Genomic DNA, 20,681 nt, shown 5'->3' on the forward strand with positions numbered 1-20,681 from the left:
AATTAAAACAAAACGTACCTAGCTTCCGCCCAGGTGATACTTTAGAAGTTAAAGTATGGGTAGTTGAAGGTAGCAAACGTCGTTTGCAAGCATTCGAAGGCGTGGTTATTGCAATTCGTAACCGTGGTTTGCATTCAGCATTCACTTTACGTAAAATTTCTAACGGTGTAGGTGTTGAGCGTGTATTCCAAACTCACTCACCAGTCGTAGATTCAATCACTGTTAAACGTAAAGGTGCAGTACGTAAAGCTAAACTTTACTACTTACGTGAACGTTCAGGTAAATCTGCTCGTATTAAAGAGCGTTTGGGCGAATAATTCGCAAAATAAAAAAGGCTTGGTTTTCCAAGCCTTTTTTGTTTTTAAGTGCGGTCAGAATTAAGACCGCTTCATAATTTCAAAAAACTCATCATTGGTTTTTGCCACCATAAGTTTGTCGATGAGGAATTCCATTGCTTCCACTTCACCCATTGGGTTAAGGATTTTGCGTAGAATCCACATTTTTTGTAATTCATCTGGTGTGGTAAGTAAATCTTCTTTACGCGTACCAGAACGGTTGAAGTCGATCGCTGGGAACACACGTTTTTCTGCAATTTTGCGAGAAAGATGTAATTCCATATTACCGGTACCTTTAAATTCTTCAAAGATAACCTCATCCATTTTTGAACCGGTATCCACAAGTGCAGTCGCAATAATGGTTAAACTACCACCTTCTTCCACGTTACGCGCCGCACCAAAGAAACGTTTTGGACGATGTAAAGCATTTGCATCCACACCACCAGAAAGAATTTTACCGGATGCTGGTGTCACGGTATTGTAAGCACGTGCTAAACGAGTAATAGAGTCGAGTAAAATCACCACATCTTTTTTATGCTCAACAGAACGTTTTGCTTTCTCAATAACCATTTCTGCTACTTGAACGTGACGGGTTGCTGGTTCATCAAAGGTAGAAGCAATCACTTCACCTTTTACCGAACGTTGCATTTCCGTTACTTCTTCTGGACGTTCATCAATTAAAAGCACGATAAGCTCACATTCTGGATAATTGTGCGTGATGCTTTGTGCAATGTTTTGTAACAACATGGTTTTACCGGCTTTTGGTGGAGCCACGATAAGACCACGTTGACCTTTACCAATCGGAGACGCTAAATCCAAAATACGCGCGGTTAAATCTTCGGTTGAGCCATTACCACGTTCCATTCTTAAGCGAGAATTCGCGTGTAATGGGGTTAAGTTTTCGAAAAGGATTTTGCTACGAGAGACTTCAGGTTTGTCATCGTTGACTTGGTCGACTTTTAAAAGTGCAAAATAACGTTCGCCTTCTTTTGGTGGGCGGATTTTGCCTTCGATTTTATCACCAGTTTGTAGATTGAAACGACGAATTTGACTTGGGGAAACGTAGATGTCATCAGGACCAGCAAGGTAGGAACTGTCGGCGGAGCGTAAGAAACCGAAACCATCGGGTAAAATCTCTAACACGCCGCCGCCAAAAATATCTTCACCGCTTTTTGCGTGCTGTTTCAAAATAGCAAAAACAATATCTTGTTTACGTAAACGGGCAAGATTTTCCAAACCCATTTGTTCTTCGCCAAGTTTCACAAGATCAGAAACAGGCGTATTTTTAAGTTCTGTAAGATGCATAATTAATAATGATGGAATTAATAAGAGTTGATAATACTGAATTGTTTGAATGGTGGGCAATGCCCTTAAGAATGCTGCGTAAATTACCACTAAAATGCAGTACTGTCTAGTTTTTGTTAGAAAAAACAGGGTAAAATAGCGGACGATATAGAGATTATCATTGCATATTGATTAATTATGCGTGATAATTGAATAATTAATCATTTTTATAATCGAGATAAGGATAACTTATGGCTCTCTGGGGTGGTCGTTTTACACAAGCGGCAGACAAACGTTTTAAAGATTTTAATGATAGCCTGCGTTTTGATTATCGCTTGGCAGAGCAAGATATTGAAGGCTCAATTGGTTGGTCTAAAGCTTTAGTGAATGTTGGTGTATTAAGTGCTGAAGAGCAACAACAACTAGAGGTTGCCTTAAATGAATTATTAATCGAAGTGCGGTCAAATCCACAAGCGATTTTACAAGATGATGCAGAAGATATTCATAGCTGGGTAGAAAGTAAGCTCATCGATAAAGTGGGGAATTTAGGCAAAAAATTACATACGGGTCGTAGCCGTAATGACCAAGTTGCACTTGATATTAAAATGTGGTGTAAACAGCGTGTAGTCGAGTTGCAAGAGTCAGTTCGTAATCTTCAACGTCACTTGGTACAAACTGCTGAAAATACGCAAGATGCGGTGATGCCGGGGTATACCCATTTACAACGTGCACAACCAATCACTTTTGCCCATTGGTGTATGGCTTATGTGGAAATGTTTGAGCGTGATTATTCACGTCTCACCGATGCTTATAAACGCATGAATAGCTGCCCATTAGGTAGTGGTGCACTTGCGGGGACAGCCTATGCAGTCGATCGTGAGCAATTAGCTACCGATCTTGGTTTTGCTTTTGCGACGCGTAATAGTTTGGATAGCGTCTCTGATCGTGACCATATTGTGGAATTGCTGTCAACGGCATCTTTAAGTATGGCGCACCTTTCTCGTTTCGCAGAAGATATGATTATTTTCAACAGTGGTGAAGCGAATTTTGTGGAGTTGTCAGATCGTGTGACTTCAGGTTCGTCTTTAATGCCACAAAAGAAAAATCCGGATGCTTGTGAATTGATTCGTGGTAAAGCGGGCCGTGTAATGGGCGCATTAACCGGTATGTTGATGACCTTAAAAGGTTTACCGTTAGCGTATAACAAAGATATGCAAGAAGACAAAGAAGGGATCTTTGATGCATTGGATACTTGGCAAGATTGTGTAGATATGGCGACTTTTGTACTAGATGAATTAAAAGTGAATACCGATCGTACACGCGAAGCTGCCCTAAAAGGTTACTCAAATGCAACAGAGCTAGCAGATTATCTTGTAGCAAAAGGTGTACCATTCCGTGATTCTCACCATATTGTCGGAGAAACCGTGGTTTATGCGATTGAAAAAGGCAAAGCCTTGGAAGACTTAACCATTCCTGAATTCCGTCAATTCAGTGATGTGGTAGGGGATGATGTATATGACATTCTTTCGTTACAATCTTGTTTAGATAAACGTTGTGCGAAAGGTGGGGTTTCACCACTTCGAGTGGCAGAAGCGATTGCAGAAGCAAAAGCGAGATTAGCTTAATTAGCGTAAATAAAAAGAGCGGTCAAAAATGTTGTGTTTTTTGACCGCTCTTTCGTTTTTATGGAGTAGGTGGATTCATTAATTCAAGGATTTTATCGGTAGGCTCTTTTATATCGAAACTCGATCCCATTAATAATGAAAAAGTCTCGTCATTTCGTTTGCAAGCAGCATGAGAAATTAGCTTACCTTTCTTATTACGCAAATCGATAGTAACTTGACTGATGCTCGTCTTATCTACTGCTCTTTCTTTTATTATCGTCCACAACTGATTATTTTCTGTTGGTGGAAGAAAAATAGTCGCTTCTGTGGCATAAGCTTGTAAGTAAGCATTATCTATCGTTTGATCAGCCACATTCACATCGTTTTTCATGTAAGTGAATGTTTTAAGATTATTTAGCGCGACCCAAATCTTTTCACCTTTGGTGGTTTCACATTTTACAACATCAATGACGCTCTCACCGAGATTCATAGCATTCTCATTTGCGAGCGAACATGCTGGAACTGCAGCCAAAAATACCCACAGATATTTTTTCATTGAATTAATCTCTGAAGTTATTAAATTGGAATGGTTGGCCTAATTCAGCGCCTTTCACCAATTGAATAACGGCTTGTAAGTCATCACGCGATTTACCGGTTACACGCACTTGTTCACCTTGAATTTGGGTTTGAACTTTGATTTTTGAATCTTTCACTAATTTCGTGATTTTCTTCGCCATCTCTGTTTCAATCCCTTGTTTTAATTTAATTTCTTTGGTGTAAAGTTTACCGTGGTGTTCACTTTCTGTTGGAATATCCAATGAGCTATGCTCAATGCCACGTTTTACAAACGCACCAATTAAGATTTCAATTAATTGTTCTAATTGGAAATCAGATTCGGTCGTCACTTTCACGGTTTCGCTTTTTTCATTTAATTCAATCACCGCTTCCACGCCACGGAAATCATAACGTGTACTTAATACGCGGTTTGCATTTTCAACCGCATTACGAACTTCGTGCATAGTAATTTCAGATACGATATCAAAAGATGGCATAAGTTTTCTCCCAAAATGAATTAAATTCGATCATTTGCACTTAAAAGACATAAAAGTGCGGTTAAGTTAGCAAAGTTTACCACAATTTGCGCTTGTTGTTGCACCTTCGGTTTGGCATGGAATGCTACGCCCAATCCGGCGACATTCATCATCGCCAAATCATTGGCGCCATCACCAATGGCGAGGGTGTTTTTGCGTGGAATATGGTATTCTTCAGCGAGTTTTTGCAAGGTATTCGCTTTGTATTGTGCATCGACTACGCTACCTTTTACATTGCCGGTCAGCGTGCCATCAATAATTTCAAATTGATTAGAAGCCGCAAAGTCGAGGTTTAATAAACTTTTTAAATAATCGGCGAAATAGGTAAAGCCACCAGAAGCGATGGCGGTTTTCCAACCATGTTGTTGTAATGTCTTAATGGTTTCAATTAAGCCTGGCATTAAAGGCAATTTTTCACGTACTTGCTGCAAAATACTTTCTGGTGCACCTTTAAGTGTTCCCACTCGACGACGCAAACTTTGTTCAAAATCGAGCTCTCCACGCATTGCACTTTCAGTAATGGCAGAAACTAATTCACCTGTGCCAGCCAGTTTAGCAATTTCATCGATACATTCAATTTGAATCGCCGTAGAATCCATATCCATTACCAATAAACCTTTTTCTGATAATTTTGCATCAAAATCCAGTTTGGCGATGTCTAATTGCAGGTCATGAGCATGGGCAATAAAATCGGCTAGCCATTTGCCTTTTAAAAGGACAACGGTATTTTTTTCAACGTTCCATGCATCATAACATTGGAAAGATTGACCGCACTTTTGTTGAAATTTGAGTAATTTCGCTAAATTCAGCGTTGTACCGTATAAAATAAACGCATGCGATTCATCGGAGCGAGGCAAATCAGACGAAAGTGCGGTGGGGAATTGGGGATATTTTTGGGTAATGCTTGCAAGGTTTTGAATTTGCATAGAAAATCCTGTAAATTGTGAATACTCATCTATTCTAGCCGATCTTGGCGAAAAAATGGAAAAACAACGTGCAATTAATTAAAGAAAAACTTCAAAAATCACTGATGTTTGGGCTAATCGTGCTGCTTTGTATCGGTGCCATGGCCGTGATTTTGTTTGGTGTTAAACAATTTAAGATTGGTTCACAGCTTTCAAGTGTGAATCAAGTGGCGAATTTATCGCATACTTTGGTTCGTCAGCAAGCCAATTTATTTTCGGTTTTGTTAACTAATAATGCGAAATCCGATCAGCTCGTTGAAAATTTAGATAATTTAGTCAAAGAAAACTTTGTGCTTGATGCGACCATTTATGATTATAACGGTAAAGAATTGGCACAAAGTACCAATACCGGTAATCTTCGAGAGCAACTTGGTCTAGAACATAAAAATGAAGGTGAGTTTTCAACTCAACAAATTGTTGAGCCGATTTATTCCGCTTCCAATAATGCCATTCGAGGTTTTTTGCGGGTAACATTTGACGCGCAATATGCTCAAACGACGCAGAGCAAAATTAATCAAGTCTTCCACCGCTTATATGGTGAAATTGTCGTGGTCTTTTTATTAGGTGCTTTATTCGCCAGTTCCATTCATTATTTTTTAAGTCATTATCGTCGAACATATCGAAAACCAGTAGAAACTAAAACGGTGGTAAATTTACAAGGTAAATCGAGTAGCCAACGTTTCCATCAACGTCGTCGAAGAATTTGATCAAGGTAAATAAAATTGCAGATATTGCTCAAGTCAATCAGTAAATAAGGTAGAATACTCAGAATTATTTAGACAGGAGAAAAACATGGCAACTCGTAGACAACTCGCCAACGCAATTCGTGCGCTATCAATGGATGCAGTACAAAAAGCAAAATCAGGCCACCCTGGCGCACCAATGGGAATGGCGGATATCGCTGAGGTATTATGGCGCGATTTCTTAAAACACAATCCAAACAACCCTAAATGGGCTGATCGCGACCGTTTTGTGCTTTCTAACGGCCACGGTTCAATGTTGATTTATAGCTTATTACATTTAACAGGCTACGATCTTTCTATCGAAGATTTAAAACAATTCCGTCAATTACATTCTAAAACGCCTGGCCACCCAGAATATGGTTATGCACCAGGTGTTGAAACCACAACTGGTCCGTTAGGTCAAGGCATCACTAATGCTGTAGGGATGGCGATTGCTGAGAAAACCTTAGCGGGCCAATTTAACCGTGAAGGCCATGAAATCGTGGACCACCACACTTATGTGTTCTTAGGTGATGGCTGTTTAATGGAAGGGATTTCTCATGAAGCTTGCTCTTTAGCAGGCACATTAGGCCTTGGTAAATTAATCGCATTCTACGATGACAATAACATTTCGATTGATGGTCATGTAGATGGTTGGTTCAGCGATGATACCGCAGCTCGTTTCGAAGCTTATGGCTGGCAAGTGATCCGCAATGTGGATGGTCACGATGCAGAACAAATTCGTGCAGCGACTATTCTTGCTCAAGCAGAAAAAGAAAAACCAACGTTGATTATTTGTAAAACGATCATTGGTTTTGGTTCACCAAATAAATCTGGCTCTCACGATTGTCACGGTGCACCATTAGGTGATGAAGAAATCGCATTAACCCGTAAAGCACTAGGCTGGGAATATGGTCCATTTGAAATTCCGGCTGAGTACTATGCTGAATGGTCTGCAAAAGAAAAAGGCGCTGTAGCAGAAAAATCTTGGGAAGAAAAATTTGCCGCTTATGCTAAAGCATATCCAGAACTTGCTGCAGAGTTTACACGTCGTGTAAACGGTGAATTACCAGCAAATTGGGCGGCTGAATCTAAAGCGTTCATCGAAAAATTACAAGCGAACCCAGCAAGCATTGCAAGTCGTAAAGCATCACAAAATGCAATCGAAGCTTATGCACACGTATTACCTGAATTCTTAGGTGGATCTGCAGACTTAGCAAGCTCTAACTTAACGTTATGGAGCGGTTCTAAACCAATTCGTGCACACGAAAACGTAGGTGGTAATTACCTTAACTATGGTGTGCGTGAGTTCGGTATGTCAGCGATCATGAATGGTATTGCTTTACATGGCGGTTTCATTCCTTACGGCGCAACCTTCTTAATGTTCTACGAATACGCACACAATGCAGTGCGTATGGCGGCATTAATGAAACAACGCACTTTATTCGTTTATACTCATGACTCGATCGGTTTAGGCGAAGATGGTCCAACTCACCAACCGGTTGAGCAAACCACCTCATTACGCTTAATTCCAAATCTTGAAACATGGCGTCCATGTGACCAAGTGGAATCAGCTATAGCATGGCAACAAGCGGTTGAACGTCAAGATGGTCCAAGTGCATTGATCTTTACCCGTCAAAACTTAGCCCAAATGGACCGCACTTCTGCACAATTAGATGCGGTTAAGCGTGGTGCTTATGTGTTAAAAGACTGCGATGGTACACCTGAGTTAATCTTCATTGCAACAGGTTCTGAAGTAGAATTAGCGGTGAAAGCGGCTGAAGCATTAAGTGCAGAAGGTAAAAAAGTACGTGTCGTCTCTATGCCAAGCACTAACCGTTTCGATAAACAAGATGCAGCGTACCGCGAAAGTGTATTACCTGCAGCTGTAACCAAACGTGTTGCGATTGAAGCAGGCATTGCCGACTTCTGGTATAAATACGTTGGCTTTGAAGGTCTCGTGGTAGGTATGAATAGCTTCGGCGAATCAGCACCGGCAGATCAATTATTTAAACTCTTTGGTTTCACCGTGGATAACGTGGTGGCAAAAGCAAAAGAGATTTTATAATCCTTAAAATTGAAGGCAGATATTTATCTGCCTTTTTTATTTAATAAGCAAGGGAAGTATAATATGGAATGTTCTAAGATTAGACGTAAGGATAGGACGATCACTAATTATCATCGTATGTTAGAAATTATGAATCAGTGTGATATTTGCCGTTTAGGATTACAAGATGATGAAAGTGTTTATATTGTTCCATTAAATTTTGGTTTTAAGGCAGATAATGAAGAACTTACTCTTTATTTCCATGGATTTGTTAAAGGGAAAAAGATTGAACTGATTAAAAAGAATAAATTAGCTGGTTTTGAAATGGACCGTAAACATGAAATTGTAAAAGCAGAAATTGCTTGTGATTATTCTTTTTTATATCAGAGCATTATTGGGAAAGGGAATTTATTCATTATTGAAGATAAAGATGAGAAGATTGATGCTTTACAATATTTAATGGAACACTATACACAGAAAAATGATTGGCAGTTTAGTGAGAATGAGTTAAACAAAATCGTGGTTATTAAGATGAATGTGACTCAATGGTCATGTAAAGAGCACTAATTTTATTGCTGAGAGAAGTGCGGTCAAAAATAAGAAAATTTTTGACCGCACTTTTTTTTATCTGCTTTCACCTTGTTATCTAAGCCTTTTTTCGTCAATCCATTGAGTTCGCTTTTTAAGTTTGTTAAAATTTGCAGCACTTTTTGCAATAAGAATAAAACGTAAAAAGTGAGTTCGGAAGAAGGTAGCTGGAGAGTAGGGAATTGCCCCTACGCCGACGAGGTAAAATCTTTCAGGCGCAATCGCAAGATTGCAGGGACTGTTACTGGACGAACCCTTGGAGAGATCCATTGCATTTTATTGATGTAAATGGACGCCGAAGGCGCAAAAGAGCGGTCGATTTTTCGATTGTTTTCCAAACGCTCAGGCAAAAGGACAGGGGCAAAAGACAATCGGTATTATCAAAAATATTTCTATCGGGATTCTTCTTGTCTCCTTGTCGAGTTTATTTGTATTTTAAACGACGAGGAATCATCAATGTCATTACAGACAACCTTATCTGCGATTAGCAGCTTTGTATGGGGACCGCCCCTACTTATTCTTTTGTCCGGAACCGGACTTTATCTCACCCTTCGTTTAGGTTTCTTGCAAATTCGTTATTTGCCGCGTGCATTGGGCTATTTATTTGCTCGTGGTGCGAATAAAGGCAAGGGAGATGTATCTTCTTTTGCCGCACTTTGTACGGCATTAGCGGCGACCATTGGTACAGGGAATATCGTGGGGGTAGCGACTGCAGTACAAGCGGGAGGACCAGGCGCAATTTTTTGGATGTGGCTAGTTGCATTATTAGGCATGGCAACTAAATATGCTGAATGTTTACTTGCCGTGAAATATCGTGTGCGAGATAAATACGGTTTTATGGCTGGTGGACCGATGTACTACATCGAACGCGGTCTTGGTATTAAATGGCTAGCCAAATTATTTGCGCTCTTTGGGGTATTGGTGGCCTTTTTCGGTATTGGTACCTTCCCTCAAATAAATGCAATTACGCATGCGATGCAAGACACATTCAATGTACCCGTTATTATTACGGCAACAGTGGTGACGGTGTTGGTCGCTATGATTATTCTCGGTGGTGTAAGACGTATCGCGACAGCTTCTTCAGTAATTGTGCCTTTTATGGCAATTGGCTATGTGGCGACCTCAATTATCATCTTAATCGTTAATTACGACAAATTGCCTGCTGCAATTGCATTAATTATTCAGAGTGCGTTTAACCCACAAGCGGCTTTAGGCGGTGCAGTTGGTTTTACCGTGATGAAAGCGATTCAATCGGGTGTGGCACGCGGTATTTTCTCAAATGAATCTGGTTTAGGGAGTGCGCCTATTGCTGCTGCAGCGGCGCAAACGAAAGAGCCCGTTCGCCAAGGTTTAATTTCGATGACAGGGACATTTTTAGATACCATCATCGTATGTACGATGACGGGATTAGTACTTGTTATTACGGGGGCATGGAGTAATCCTGAGCTTTCTGGCGCAAGTGTGACCAACTACGCTTTTGCACAGGGCTTAGGCACATCAATCGGTGCAACCATTGTAACGGTTGGCTTATTATTCTTTGCTTTCACTACAATTTTAGGGTGGTGTTACTATGGAGAGCGTTGCTTCCTTTACTTAGTTGGTATCCGTGGTATTAAATTGTATCGCTTCGTATTTATTGTTCTGGTTGGAGCGGGTTCATTCCTCACCTTAGATTTAATCTGGATCTTAGCGGATATTGTGAATGGTTTAATGGCCTTCCCGAACTTGATAGCATTAATTGGTTTGCGTAAAGAAATTATTTCAGAAACTAAGGATTACTTCGAACGTTTAAAAGCAACGCAACATGATCAAGATGAATTAGCCTAATTTATCTCATAAAAAGAAAAGGGAAGCCGAGTGCCTCCCTTTGTTGTTTACAGCTTTACATCATAACAAGTTTATACAGAAAGAAAATCATATTTTTGCAGAAATGAGATCACGATCATATTTTTGAACATTTGTTTTTTTATTTGACTAAAAGCACTTGAAAAAGCAGTGTAAGGTCGATATGTTGTTACTAAAGATGAACTGAACCGAAGGGTTCATTTAACCAAAAGAGGTAAATGCTATGACACTCAATATCACAAGCAAACAAATGGAAATCACCCCTGCAATCCGTGAACATGTGGAGGGAAGACTTGCAAAATTAGAGAAATGGCACACTCAACTGATTAGTCCGCACTTTGTTTTAAGTAAAGTACCAAACGGCTTTTCTGTAGAGGCTTCAATTGGAACTCCACTAGGTAATCTGTTAGCCACTGCAACGGCTGATGATATGTATAAAGCGATCAATGAAGTTGAAGAAAAATTAGAGCGTCAATTAAATAAACTTCAACATAAAGGTGAATCTCGTCGAGCAGATGAGCGTTTGAAAGATTCTTTTGAAAAATAAAGGATAATGAATAAATTGAAAGGGCGAACATGATGTTCGCCCTTTTTTTAGATATCTTGAATCACTAATTGTAATGCATGGCGTTGGAATTGTTTTGCTTTACGGTGTTTTAAGCGTCGTAAACGCAAGTTACGTGAAGCAGAGATATCTCTTGATGCTTTTTTCTTTAAAAAAGTTTTTCTTTTTAACATCTTTTTCTCCTTGTTTTCTTTGAGTTCAATAAAACATTGTTTTTTCTGACTAAACTTACTCTGTCGCAGTCGCTTGGTTTTCTTGAACGCGATGATAATTCACAATACTATTCATGTAACGTCGAATATTTTCGACATATTGGTAGGCTTCATAGCCGCGAGCATAGCCATATTTTAAGTTTGAATAATGACGCTTTTCCGATAATAGCTGAAGATTATTTTTTACATCTAACCAGTTATCAGGATTGCCGCCTAATTTTTTAGTTAGGCGACGAGCATCTAAAATATGCCCTAACCCCATATTGTATGCCGCTAAAGAATACCAAATTCGATCTTCTTCTGGAATACTGTCAGGCATTTGGTCGAGTAGCCAATGCAAATATTCCGATCCCGCTTTTATACTTTGTTCGGCATCCGTGCGATTATTAATATTCATCCGCACAGCCGTATCTTTGGTAAGCATCATCATCCCGCGCACACCTGTTGGAGAGGTAGCATAAGGGTCCCAATGTGATTCTTGATAGGCTACAGCGGCTAATAATCGCCAGTCTAAATTTCCTTTGTATTTTTCAAAGAGCGGTTGATATTGAGGGAGAATTTTTTCAACTGCCTCTAAATAAGCCTGAGTATCTACATAGTCAAAGGCAGTAATATGGCGGAAATATTTTTCCTCAATACGATCAATTAATCCCGTTTCAATGGCATTATTCATAAAATCCAACAAGCCTGCTTGCAACTCATTATAGGATTTATTGGAGAGATACCAATGCACAGTCATTTCATCCGTTAGGTCAAATGCAATTGCTAAGTTAGGGCGAATTTGTTGTGCAGCCGCCACATCAATACTATTTGCAATGGTATAAGGAATTTTGCCTTCCGCCACTTGAATCAATAATTCTTCTTGGGTTAATTGCTTGTTATTCTGCCATTTAAGTGCAGGAAGTTTTTTCTGTGCAAGAGATAATAATTTTTCTAAGTCTTCCCCCGCAGAAATGATAATTTCTTGCTGTACTTGCGCTAAATCTTTCGGACGATTTTCACCTTTTTTATACACAAGCTGCCAAGAGGCAGAAGTATAAGAGGGCCCTAACTGAAATTTTTCTGCACGTTGAGGCTGGAATAAAAGATTCGCAGCTGCAATATCAATATTGTTGTTCTCTAATTCGTTAAAAAGTTGATCGTTATTTTCTAAGGTTTTAATTTGTAAACGAACCCCTAAATAATCAGCAAAGTTTTTTGCTAATTCGTATTCCAAGCCAGATTCGCCCTCATTCCCAATAAAATAGTAAATGGGATTGTTAATGGTGCCAACAATAAGGCTACCGCGATTTTTGATCGCAGTGTAAGGGTTTTGCTCCGATTGCATAATTTTTTGCCAAGGGAACACCATATCCAGTGCCCAAAGTAATAATGCAAAGGCAGCAATAATACGTAAAAATAGACCTTTCAATAGATAAACCTTATAAATTGAAATAAGAGACGATTGTAACGAGAATTAAGACAATAAAAAAGCCCCTTTTACTTCAAGGGGCTGTTAAATAAGGATTAACGTTGGCGATCTCGGCGACCACGTTCATTAAAAGTGCGGTCGTTTTTATCGTTAAATTTACGCTGACGACGCTCACCATTACGTTCACCACGGAAGCGATCTTGACCACGGTCTCCACGATCATTACGACGGCCTTTTCCGCCAAAATCGTTACCACCACGTCCGCTATCTGATTGTGTCGCGCCCATAAAGCTCATTTGCATTTGTTTATTTAAAACGCGAGTTTTACCGAATTGTTGAAGCAATTCTTTTGGCATGCCTTGTGGTAATTCAACGGTAGAGTAGTCATCATAAAGTTTGATATGGCCAATATAACGACTGTTAATATCACCTTCATTGGCGATAGCGCCCACGATATGACGCACTTCTACACCATCCGCGCGACCTACTTCGATACGATATAAATCCATCGGTTGTGGTGTGCCGTAGCCTTTACGTTCACCACGACGTTCAGCTGAACGCGGATTTTCACGGCGATCACCGCGATCATTGCGGTCACGACGACGTTTATCCATTGGTGGATCAGGTGGAAGAATCAGTTTTTGTTTACCTTGAAGCAACATTAACATCGCCGCAGCAATATCCTCTTGATCCTGATCCGCGGTGAATAAATCTTCCAATAAGCTACGATACATTTCCAAGTCGTGATGTTCTAATTGCTTGGTAATCTTGTCTTGGAATTTTTTACGACGACAGGCTTGCAACACTTCATGATTTGGCAATTCAACTTCATTAATTGGTTTTTTCATCAAGTGTTCGATATTACGAAGTAAACGGCGTTCACGTGGTTCAACGAATAATAATGCACGACCAGAACGACCTGCACGACCAGTTCGACCGATACGGTGAACGTACGACTCTGCATCAAGTGGGATGTCATAGTTCACCACAAGACTGATTCGTTCAATATCGATACCGCGCGCAGCAACATCAGTTGCAACCACAATATCAAGGCTCCCATTACGTAAGCGATCTAAGGTTTGTTCACGTAATTGTTGTGTCATATCACCGTTTAATGCCGCAGCACGGAAACCGTGTTTTTCTAATAATTCAGTCACATCAAGTGTGCCCGTTTTAGTACGGGTAAAAATGATTGCCGCATCAAAATCTTCCACTTCTAAGAAGCGTAATAATGCATCATTTTTACGGAAACCTTGAACATACCAACAGTTTTGCTCAATATCAGGCGCATTATCGTTATTTACTTTGATTTTCACTTCTTGCGGATTATTCATGAAGCGTTTTGTGATGCGACGAATTGGCTCAGGCATGGTTGCTGAGAAAAGGGCAGTTTGGTGCTCTTCCGGTAATTCAGCCATAACGGTTTCTACATCATCAATAAAGCCCATACGAAGCATTTCATCTGCTTCATCAAGTACGATCGCTTTTAATTCAGATAGATTTAATGTGTTACGACTGATATGATCCAAAATACGACCCGGTGTACCTACAACAACTTGTGCACCTTGTTTTAATGCACGTAATTGGATGTCATAACGTTGACCACCATAAAGGGTCACGATATTGATGCCTTTTGCATATTTCATGAAGTGTTCACAAGCATCAGCAACTTGAATTGCAAGTTCACGGGTTGGTGCCATCACCAATAATTGTGGATGTTTTGCGGCAGGATCAATTTTTGCCAAAATAGGTAAAGAGAATGCAGCAGTTTTACCACTACCGGTTTGCGCCATGCCAAGTACATCTCTGCCTTCTAGAAGAGCAGGAATACAAGCTTGTTGGATTGGCGAAGGTGTTTCAAAACCAAGGTCAGAAACGGCTTTTAGAATGAATTCAGGCAAGCCTAAATCATTAAAAGTGATTTTGTCTGTCATTAAAATACTCGAATGTAAGTAAGGAAAGCTCAATTTCGCTTTCAGGTTTATTTGTTACACAAGAAAGAGGCAAGTCTAAAAAACAGCTGTTTTTGTGACTGCACTTTTTTCTTCTTTTTCGTCTTCTGTTTGAGCCGGTTTCAATTTCATCAGCTCTAACACGGCAAAACGATACTCAACAAAGTTATACACCTGATTCGCAATAGCAAGTTTGAATAAAGCCGCAGCTTCATCAATTTGCCCCAAATTGAGTTTTTGTTTTGCTAGATAAAAGTAGGTTTCGGTTAATATTTCTGCATATTGTTGTGAGCTTTCTGCAAATTTAGTTGCCCGTTCTTGCAAGTCACTCACAGAAATATTACCTAAATAATATTGAACGATATTTGTTCCCCAGAAGTCCTTAGATAGCCCTTTAGCTCGTTCAACAAGGTTGGCATGGGCCTCTTGTGGTTTTAATTTTTGTTCGTTCAAATAGAGCCAGAGTACGCGATAGGGATCTTTGGTATCGGCTTCGTAAAACTTCATCAAATCGTCTTCAGCAAGATTATAGCGTTCGACGTAATAAAAATTTAAACCACGATTAAGGTGGGTATAGTCATAACTTGGATCCAATTCAAACACCGCATTAAAGGTTTCTAATGCGCTGTCGTAATCTTCTTCAAGCAGTAAGTAAAGCCCTAAGTAATTATAAACGGAAGCCATCTTTGGCTGTAACGCAAGGGCTTGTGTAAAGTCATAACGTGCGAGGCCCCATAAACCGAGGGAATCATATAACACGCCACGTTCAAAGTGAAGCGTCGCCCGTTCTTCATTACTCATTTTACCAACTAATAAAACTTGCCCGATTCGGGTAATCATCACTTCTTGTTCGAAGTGCGTATTCGGCGTTTGATCCGCAAGTACGACTTTATTTGGTGCGACAAACACGTTTCCCGATTGCACACAACCGGAAATAAATAAAGTCAGACTTAGGCTAGATAATGAAACTAGAAAACGGAATAACCGAAAATATTGCATTGTTTTATAAGTTAGTTCGATAATCAAAACGGGTGTGCAAAGATTTTTACACACCCAGTAAGATTATTCTTGTTCTACAGAAGTATCTTCTGCTGGTGCAGATTCTGCTTCAGTTTCTTGTTTTGGTGCAAGATCTTTCATGGTTAAGCGGATACGACCTTGGCGATCGATTTCAACCACTTTAACAGTCACTTCTTGACCCACTTGAAGATAATCACTCACTTTCTCTACACGTTCTTCAGCGATTTGAGAAATATGAACTAAACCTTCTTTATTTCCGACGATAGCGACGAATGCACCGAAGTCAGCAAGACGAGTCACTTTACCTTTGTAAATTGCGCCCGCTTCAACTTCAGCAACGATTTCTTCAATACGTGCCATCACATTTTTCGCTGCACTACTATCTACTGCGGCGATTTTCACTGTACCATCATCATCGATATCGATAGACGTACCGGTTTCTTCAGTTAATGCACGGATAGTTGCACCACCTTTACCGATAACATCTTTGATTTTCTTAGGATCAATTTTCATGGTGTGAATACGCGGCGCGTAGTCAGAAATATCTGCACGTGGTGCAGGGATTGCTTGTTCCATTACGCCAAGAATGTGCATACGAGCACCTTTTGCTTGGTTTAATGCAATTTGCATAATTTCAGGGGTGATACCTTCAATTTTGATATCCATTTGAAGTGCGGTGACACCTTCACGTGTGCCCGCTACTTTAAAGTCCATATCACCTAAGTGGTCTTCATCACCTAAGATATCTGAAAGAACCACAAATTTTTCTTCTTCTTTCACTAAGCCCATTGCGATACCTGCAACAGCGGCTTTGATTGGAACACCCGCATCCATTAATGCTAAAGATGCACCACATACAGAGGCCATAGAAGAAGAACCGTTAGATTCAGTGATTTCAGATACTACACGCACTACATACGGGAATTCTGCAAGGCTTGGCATAACGGCTGCTACACCACGTTTTGCTAAACGACCGTGACCGATTTCACGGCGTTTTGGCGAGCCGATCATACCGGTTTCACCTACAGAGTATGGAGGGAAGTTGTAGTGGAATAAGAAGTGATCTTGACGTTCACCTGTTAATTCATCAATGATTTGTGCATCACGTTCAGTACCTAACGTTGCAACAGCTAATGCTTGCGTTTCACCACGAGTGAAAATTGCAGAACCGTGAGTACGTGGTAATACACCTGTGCAAATATCTAATGCACGAACGGTATCAACGGTACGACCATCAATGCGTGGTTCACCTGCAATGATACGGCCACGAACGATTTGACTTTCAAGTGCGGTGAAAATATCCACGATTTTACCTTCGCTGATCTCTTCATCTTCTGCTGTGATTTGTGCAATCACATCCGCTTTAATCGCATCGATTTGTTCGTAACGAGCTTGTTTTTCAGTAATGCGGTATGCATCGCCTAAACGTGCTTCAGCAATCGCTTTTACTTTGTTGATTAAATCTGTGTTTGGTTGTGGCGCAACCCAATCCCAACGTGGTTTACCCGCTTCTTTTGCAAATTCTTTGATTGCTTCAATCACAACTTGTTGTTGTTGATGGCCGAATACTACCGCCGCTAACATTTGTTCTTCAGTTAAAATGTCTGCTTCAGATTCAACCATTAATACGGCTTTGTCAGTACCTGCAACCACTAAGTCTAAACGGCTTTGTTTTTGTTCAGCCATAGTTGGGTTTAATACGAATTGGTTGTCAATAAAACCAACGCGTGCTGCACCGATAGGGCCATTGAAAGGCACGCCAGATAAGGTTAATGCTGCAGAAGCACCAATCATTGCCACTAAGTCTGGGCTGATTTGTGGGTTTACAGAAACTACAGTTGCCACAACTTGGATTTCGTTGAAGAAACCTTCTGGGAATAATGGACGAATTGGACGGTCGATTAAACGAGCAATTAAAGTTTCGCCTTCAGATGGACGACCTTCACGTTTGAAGAAACCACCAGGGATTTTACCCGCCGCATAAGTACGTTCTTGGTAGTTTACGGTTAATGGGAAGAAGTCTTGACCTTCTTTCACATCTTTTTTAGCCACAACAGTCACGAATACCGTGGTATCGTCCATGCTTGCCATAACCGCAGCAGTTGCTTGACGTGCAATTGCGCCGGTTTCTAGAGTAACGGTATGTTGACCGTATTTAAATTGTTTAACAATTGGATTCACAATGTTTTCCTTCAAAATAATATTTAAAACAAAGCTTTATTTTCCAGATTGCGACTAGCAAAAGAAATCTCTCGAAAAAATGACCGCACTTTGGGCGTTTAAAAATTTCTTTTGATAGCCGCACGCTAATGCAGAAAATAAAGCTCGCTTATTATACAGAGTTTTAAATTTATTGGTAACTTTATTTAATATAAGCAACTTGTTATCATATTCTCATACAAATACATACGTAAGGAGACACTATGATTATCAGTGCATTAAATAACCCAAATTTCAAAGTGGGTTTACCAAAAGTTATCGCGGACATTTGCGATCATCTCAACACGTTAGATCTTGAAGCATTAGAAAATGGTCGTCATGATTTAAGCGAGCAAGTTTATATGAATGTCATGGAATTTGATACGGTTGAAGCGGATAGCAAACAAGCTGAACTTCACCATAAATATTTGGATATTCAATTACTTATTCGTGGTGAAGAAAATGTTGAAGTAAGCGCGACCTATCCAAATCTCAGCTTATACGATGAATATCGTGATGCCGATGACTACCAACTTACCCCACAAATTGAAAATAAAAGCACCGTGACACTTTTACCCAAAATGTTCGCTGTCTTTTTCCCTTATGAGCCACATAAACCAGGTTGCACCGTAAACGGCAAATCAAGTTTTGTGAAAAAATTAGTGGTGAAAGTACCGGTAGAATTAATTTAATTATTTCGATTTATTAAAGCAAAAGTGCGGTTAAAACTATTCCGTTTTTAACCGTATTTTTTTAGCTTTACATTCTGATAAGGAAAGTTTAATGGCGATTATTGATGAGTTTATTAAAAAAACTGGAGAGTTTTATGAGGAACTTAAAGTACAAGATAGACATCGATACCGTTCTTGGGAACATTGTTATGCTCAGTTTTATGAAGCCAGGCAAAATCCTGAAAAAGATAATGTTGATAATTTAAGTTTACATCTGGCGTTCTATTTAGCCAGTTGGGGGATGTATAGAGGTTCGTCCTTTTTATTGCAATATGATTACACTATCCATACTTCTGCAGTAAAAGAAATATTGAAACCTGAATATAACAAATTATTTGGGATAGGGTGTAAAGAGTTAAATAGTGAGCAGACTGTTTTATTACTAAAAAAACTAAATAGTGAAATTGGCAGTATTTATAAGCAGTTTCGTTCAAATGTAGGGAAAGAAGACATAAAACAAGATATTTCAACAACTTTAGTTACTAAGGTTTTATTGGGGGCATTAGGTTGTGTGCCGGCTTATGATCGTTTCTTTGTTGATGCCGTAAAAAAGAATGAAGTGACGACAGGAAACTACAATATAGCATCTTTGCAGAAACTAATTAAATTTTATGAAGAGCATCAAGAAAAACTGGAAAAATTAAGAAGTCAATTTTTAATTGAATATAAATTTGAGGGTAGGAAAAAGACTCTTGATTATCCTCAAATGAAGCTACTTGATATGGGTTTTTGGAAAATTGGTTTTGATTTGTCGAAAGAGCCAAAATAGGTTTCCAAATTTAATAGAAAAAGTGCGGTCAGAAATTTATATATTTTTCTGACCGCACTTTTTTATTATTTAATTACGGTAATTGACCATTTCGCATCATCAATTTGTTCGAAGTTTGTCACTTCATAACCTTCTTCAGCCGCCCAAGCGGGAATGGCTTCAGTGGCTTGTGTGCAGTCAAATTCAATTTCTAGGCCATCGCCTTTATTTAACTTAGCCATAGCTTCTTTGGCTTCAACGAGAGGAAAGGGGCAAACAAGGCCGAGTGTTGGTAATTTAACGATCATATAAACTCCTTATGATGCTTTTGCTAATTTTAAACGTTGTGGACGGATAATGGTAAAGTAGGCGGCCACCCAAGTGCCGAGAATCATCAATGGTAATGATACCCAACCTTGCCAAGAGAAAAAGGCGGTTTCAACTAAGCCATTACCGATAGAACAGCCACCTGCAAGGGTTGCACCGATACCCATGAGAATACCGCCGAGTCCGCTGCGTAGAATCGTGGTGGCATCCGGTACACGGACACGGAATTCATTGCTCGCTTTCGCACCGATGAATGATCCAATAAAAATCCCTAAGACTAAGAATACGCCCCAGTTAATAAATTTACCGTCGCCAGTAACGAGGAATTGCATAATATTAGCTGATGGACCAGTGATCCCAAGTCCAAACTCACGACCTGTAGCGACACTTAGTGGCCAAGCGGCAAGCGCGATTAATCCGATTAATACGGCTGAGAAAAATGGGTGCCAGCGTTTCTCAAATAATAAATGAGCAAGTCCCGTTTTCTTTGGTTTTAATGCCGCGACTTTTACGCTTGGTTTGCTGAGATGTTTGTACACATAGAAAGACGTCGCTAAAGTTAATAGAGCCACTAACCACCAAGGTGAAATACCGAATGTATCGTAAATGTTGCGTTGTTCGATATTGATACTGCGTAAAGTTTTATTGAATTCCCCTAATGGGCCAGTACGCATGATGGCACTTAACAACATATAAGTGAATAACGCGACCCAACTGCCGACTAAGCCTTCCGCAGCACGGTACCAAGTTCCTGTTGCACAACCGCCAGCAAGAACAATGCCGATACCAAACACAAAGGCACCGATAATTACCGCTAAAAAAGCAAAATTTTCAGCCGGATCGACATTTAATACACCGATTTCTTTTAAGAGAAAGAAACCGATGGATTGCACGGTAATCGCCAATAGAAGGGCTACAAACATTTTGTTATTTTTGGTGACATACATATCGCGAAATGCGCCAGTAATACAAAAGCGCCCACGCTGCATCACAAATCCGAGTAAAATTCCGCAAAGTAATCCGGTTAAAAGCATA

General features: G+C 39.9%; 20 protein-coding genes and 1 riboswitch. Of the genes, 9 read left to right on the forward strand and 11 right to left on the reverse strand.

Going from position 1 to position 20,681, the window contains the following annotated elements:
* Positions 1-317: 50S ribosomal protein L19 (gene rplS / locus DPV85_RS04870; protein WP_111327265.1), on the forward strand; the 317-nt coding region annotated here is incomplete at its 5' end.
* Positions 318-377: 60 nt separating this feature from the next.
* Here rplS and rho read toward each other — a convergent pair.
* Positions 378-1,640 carry a transcription termination factor Rho gene (rho, locus tag DPV85_RS04875; RefSeq protein WP_014064140.1) on the reverse strand — a complete coding sequence of 421 codons (1,263 nt, stop codon included), beginning with the start codon at positions 1,638-1,640 and terminating at the stop codon, positions 378-380.
* A gap of 230 nt (positions 1,641-1,870) precedes the next feature.
* On the opposite strand from rho, the gene argH reads away from it, so the two are divergent.
* Positions 1,871-3,244, forward strand: a complete 1,374-nt coding sequence (argH, locus tag DPV85_RS04880; protein ID WP_054419896.1) for an argininosuccinate lyase — start codon at positions 1,871-1,873, stop codon at positions 3,242-3,244.
* A 58-nt stretch (positions 3,245-3,302) separates the two neighbouring features.
* Here argH and DPV85_RS04885 read toward each other — a convergent pair whose 3' ends face one another.
* From DPV85_RS04885 to serB, 3 genes are read right to left on the reverse strand one after another with little or no spacing between them, the layout of a single operon-like run.
* A complete protein-coding gene (locus tag DPV85_RS04885) occupies positions 3,303-3,779 on the reverse strand; it encodes a hypothetical protein (protein WP_243584652.1) in 477 nt (158 codons plus the stop codon).
* 4 nt (positions 3,780-3,783) lie between these two features.
* Complete coding sequence (locus DPV85_RS04890) at positions 3,784-4,275, reverse strand: YajQ family cyclic di-GMP-binding protein (RefSeq protein ID WP_005695407.1); 492 nt, start codon at positions 4,273-4,275, stop codon at positions 3,784-3,786.
* A gap of 20 nt (positions 4,276-4,295) precedes the next feature.
* A complete protein-coding gene (gene serB / locus DPV85_RS04895) occupies positions 4,296-5,240 on the reverse strand; it encodes a phosphoserine phosphatase (protein WP_111327266.1) in 945 nt (314 codons plus the stop codon).
* 68 nt (positions 5,241-5,308) lie between these two features.
* On the opposite strand from serB, the gene DPV85_RS04900 reads away from it, so the two are divergent.
* From DPV85_RS04900 to hpf, 5 genes are all read left to right on the forward strand, one after another.
* Positions 5,309-5,986 carry a YtjB family periplasmic protein gene (locus DPV85_RS04900; RefSeq protein WP_111327267.1) on the forward strand — a complete coding sequence of 226 codons (678 nt, stop codon included), beginning with the start codon at positions 5,309-5,311 and terminating at the stop codon, positions 5,984-5,986.
* 85 nt (positions 5,987-6,071) lie between these two features.
* Positions 6,072-8,069, forward strand: coding sequence for a transketolase (tkt, locus tag DPV85_RS04905; protein ID WP_111327268.1), 1,998 nt, complete (start codon positions 6,072-6,074; stop codon positions 8,067-8,069).
* 117 nt (positions 8,070-8,186) lie between these two features.
* The gene (locus DPV85_RS04910) at positions 8,187-8,615 is read left to right on the forward strand and encodes a pyridoxamine 5'-phosphate oxidase family protein (protein WP_243584654.1); all 429 of its coding nucleotides are present in this window, start codon (positions 8,187-8,189) and stop codon (positions 8,613-8,615) included.
* A 267-nt stretch (positions 8,616-8,882) separates the two neighbouring features.
* Positions 8,883-9,004: riboswitch (glycine riboswitch) on the forward strand.
* 88 nt (positions 9,005-9,092) lie between these two features.
* Positions 9,093-10,463 (forward strand): alanine/glycine:cation symporter family protein, encoded by a 1,371-nt coding sequence (locus tag DPV85_RS04915; protein ID WP_111327270.1) that lies wholly within the window; start codon positions 9,093-9,095, stop codon positions 10,461-10,463.
* Positions 10,464-10,704: 241 nt separating this feature from the next.
* Positions 10,705-11,028, forward strand: coding sequence for a ribosome hibernation-promoting factor, HPF/YfiA family (gene hpf, locus DPV85_RS04920; RefSeq protein WP_005695412.1), 324 nt, complete (start codon positions 10,705-10,707; stop codon positions 11,026-11,028).
* 47 nt (positions 11,029-11,075) lie between these two features.
* Here hpf and DPV85_RS09935 read toward each other — a convergent pair whose 3' ends face one another.
* The 5 genes from DPV85_RS09935 to pnp all read right to left on the reverse strand — a co-directional run bounded on the left by DPV85_RS09935 (position 11,076) and on the right by pnp (position 17,822).
* Positions 11,076-11,219 (reverse strand): hypothetical protein, encoded by a 144-nt coding sequence (locus DPV85_RS09935; RefSeq protein ID WP_005697833.1) that lies wholly within the window; start codon positions 11,217-11,219, stop codon positions 11,076-11,078.
* Between the two features lie 55 nt (positions 11,220-11,274).
* Positions 11,275-12,669 carry a membrane-bound lytic murein transglycosylase MltF gene (mltF, locus tag DPV85_RS04925; RefSeq protein WP_111327271.1) on the reverse strand — a complete coding sequence of 465 codons (1,395 nt, stop codon included), beginning with the start codon at positions 12,667-12,669 and terminating at the stop codon, positions 11,275-11,277.
* 95 nt (positions 12,670-12,764) lie between these two features.
* Complete coding sequence (locus tag DPV85_RS04930) at positions 12,765-14,603, reverse strand: DEAD/DEAH box helicase (protein ID WP_111327272.1); 1,839 nt, start codon at positions 14,601-14,603, stop codon at positions 12,765-12,767.
* Positions 14,604-14,678: 75 nt separating this feature from the next.
* Positions 14,679-15,620, reverse strand: a complete 942-nt coding sequence (nlpI, locus tag DPV85_RS04935; protein WP_111327273.1) for a lipoprotein NlpI — start codon at positions 15,618-15,620, stop codon at positions 14,679-14,681.
* Positions 15,621-15,683: 63 nt separating this feature from the next.
* Positions 15,684-17,822 (reverse strand): polyribonucleotide nucleotidyltransferase, encoded by a 2,139-nt coding sequence (pnp, locus tag DPV85_RS04940; protein ID WP_111327274.1) that lies wholly within the window; start codon positions 17,820-17,822, stop codon positions 15,684-15,686.
* A gap of 242 nt (positions 17,823-18,064) precedes the next feature.
* Between pnp and nanQ the strand changes: the two genes are divergently transcribed.
* Together nanQ and DPV85_RS04950 are read left to right on the forward strand one after the other, a co-directional pair.
* Positions 18,065-18,532 carry an N-acetylneuraminate anomerase gene (nanQ, locus tag DPV85_RS04945; RefSeq protein ID WP_049364874.1) on the forward strand — a complete coding sequence of 156 codons (468 nt, stop codon included), beginning with the start codon at positions 18,065-18,067 and terminating at the stop codon, positions 18,530-18,532.
* 91 nt (positions 18,533-18,623) lie between these two features.
* Positions 18,624-19,340: a hypothetical protein gene (locus DPV85_RS04950; protein WP_111327275.1), complete on the forward strand. Its 717-nt coding sequence runs from the start codon at positions 18,624-18,626 to the stop codon at positions 19,338-19,340.
* 65 nt (positions 19,341-19,405) lie between these two features.
* Here the strand turns inward: DPV85_RS04950 and DPV85_RS04955 are convergent, their stop codons facing one another.
* Together DPV85_RS04955 and DPV85_RS04960 are read right to left on the reverse strand one after the other, a co-directional pair.
* Positions 19,406-19,627 (reverse strand): sulfurtransferase TusA family protein, encoded by a 222-nt coding sequence (locus DPV85_RS04955; protein WP_005631077.1) that lies wholly within the window; start codon positions 19,625-19,627, stop codon positions 19,406-19,408.
* A gap of 9 nt (positions 19,628-19,636) precedes the next feature.
* Entirely contained in the window at positions 19,637-20,680 is a 1,044-nt protein-coding gene (locus tag DPV85_RS04960; RefSeq protein WP_111327276.1) for a YeeE/YedE family protein, read from the reverse strand.
* Between the last annotated feature and the right edge of the window lies 1 nt (position 20,681).

This window comes from Haemophilus parainfluenzae (genome assembly GCF_003252725.1).
Taxonomy (GTDB): Bacteria; Pseudomonadota; Gammaproteobacteria; order Enterobacterales; family Pasteurellaceae; genus Haemophilus_D; species Haemophilus_D parainfluenzae_L.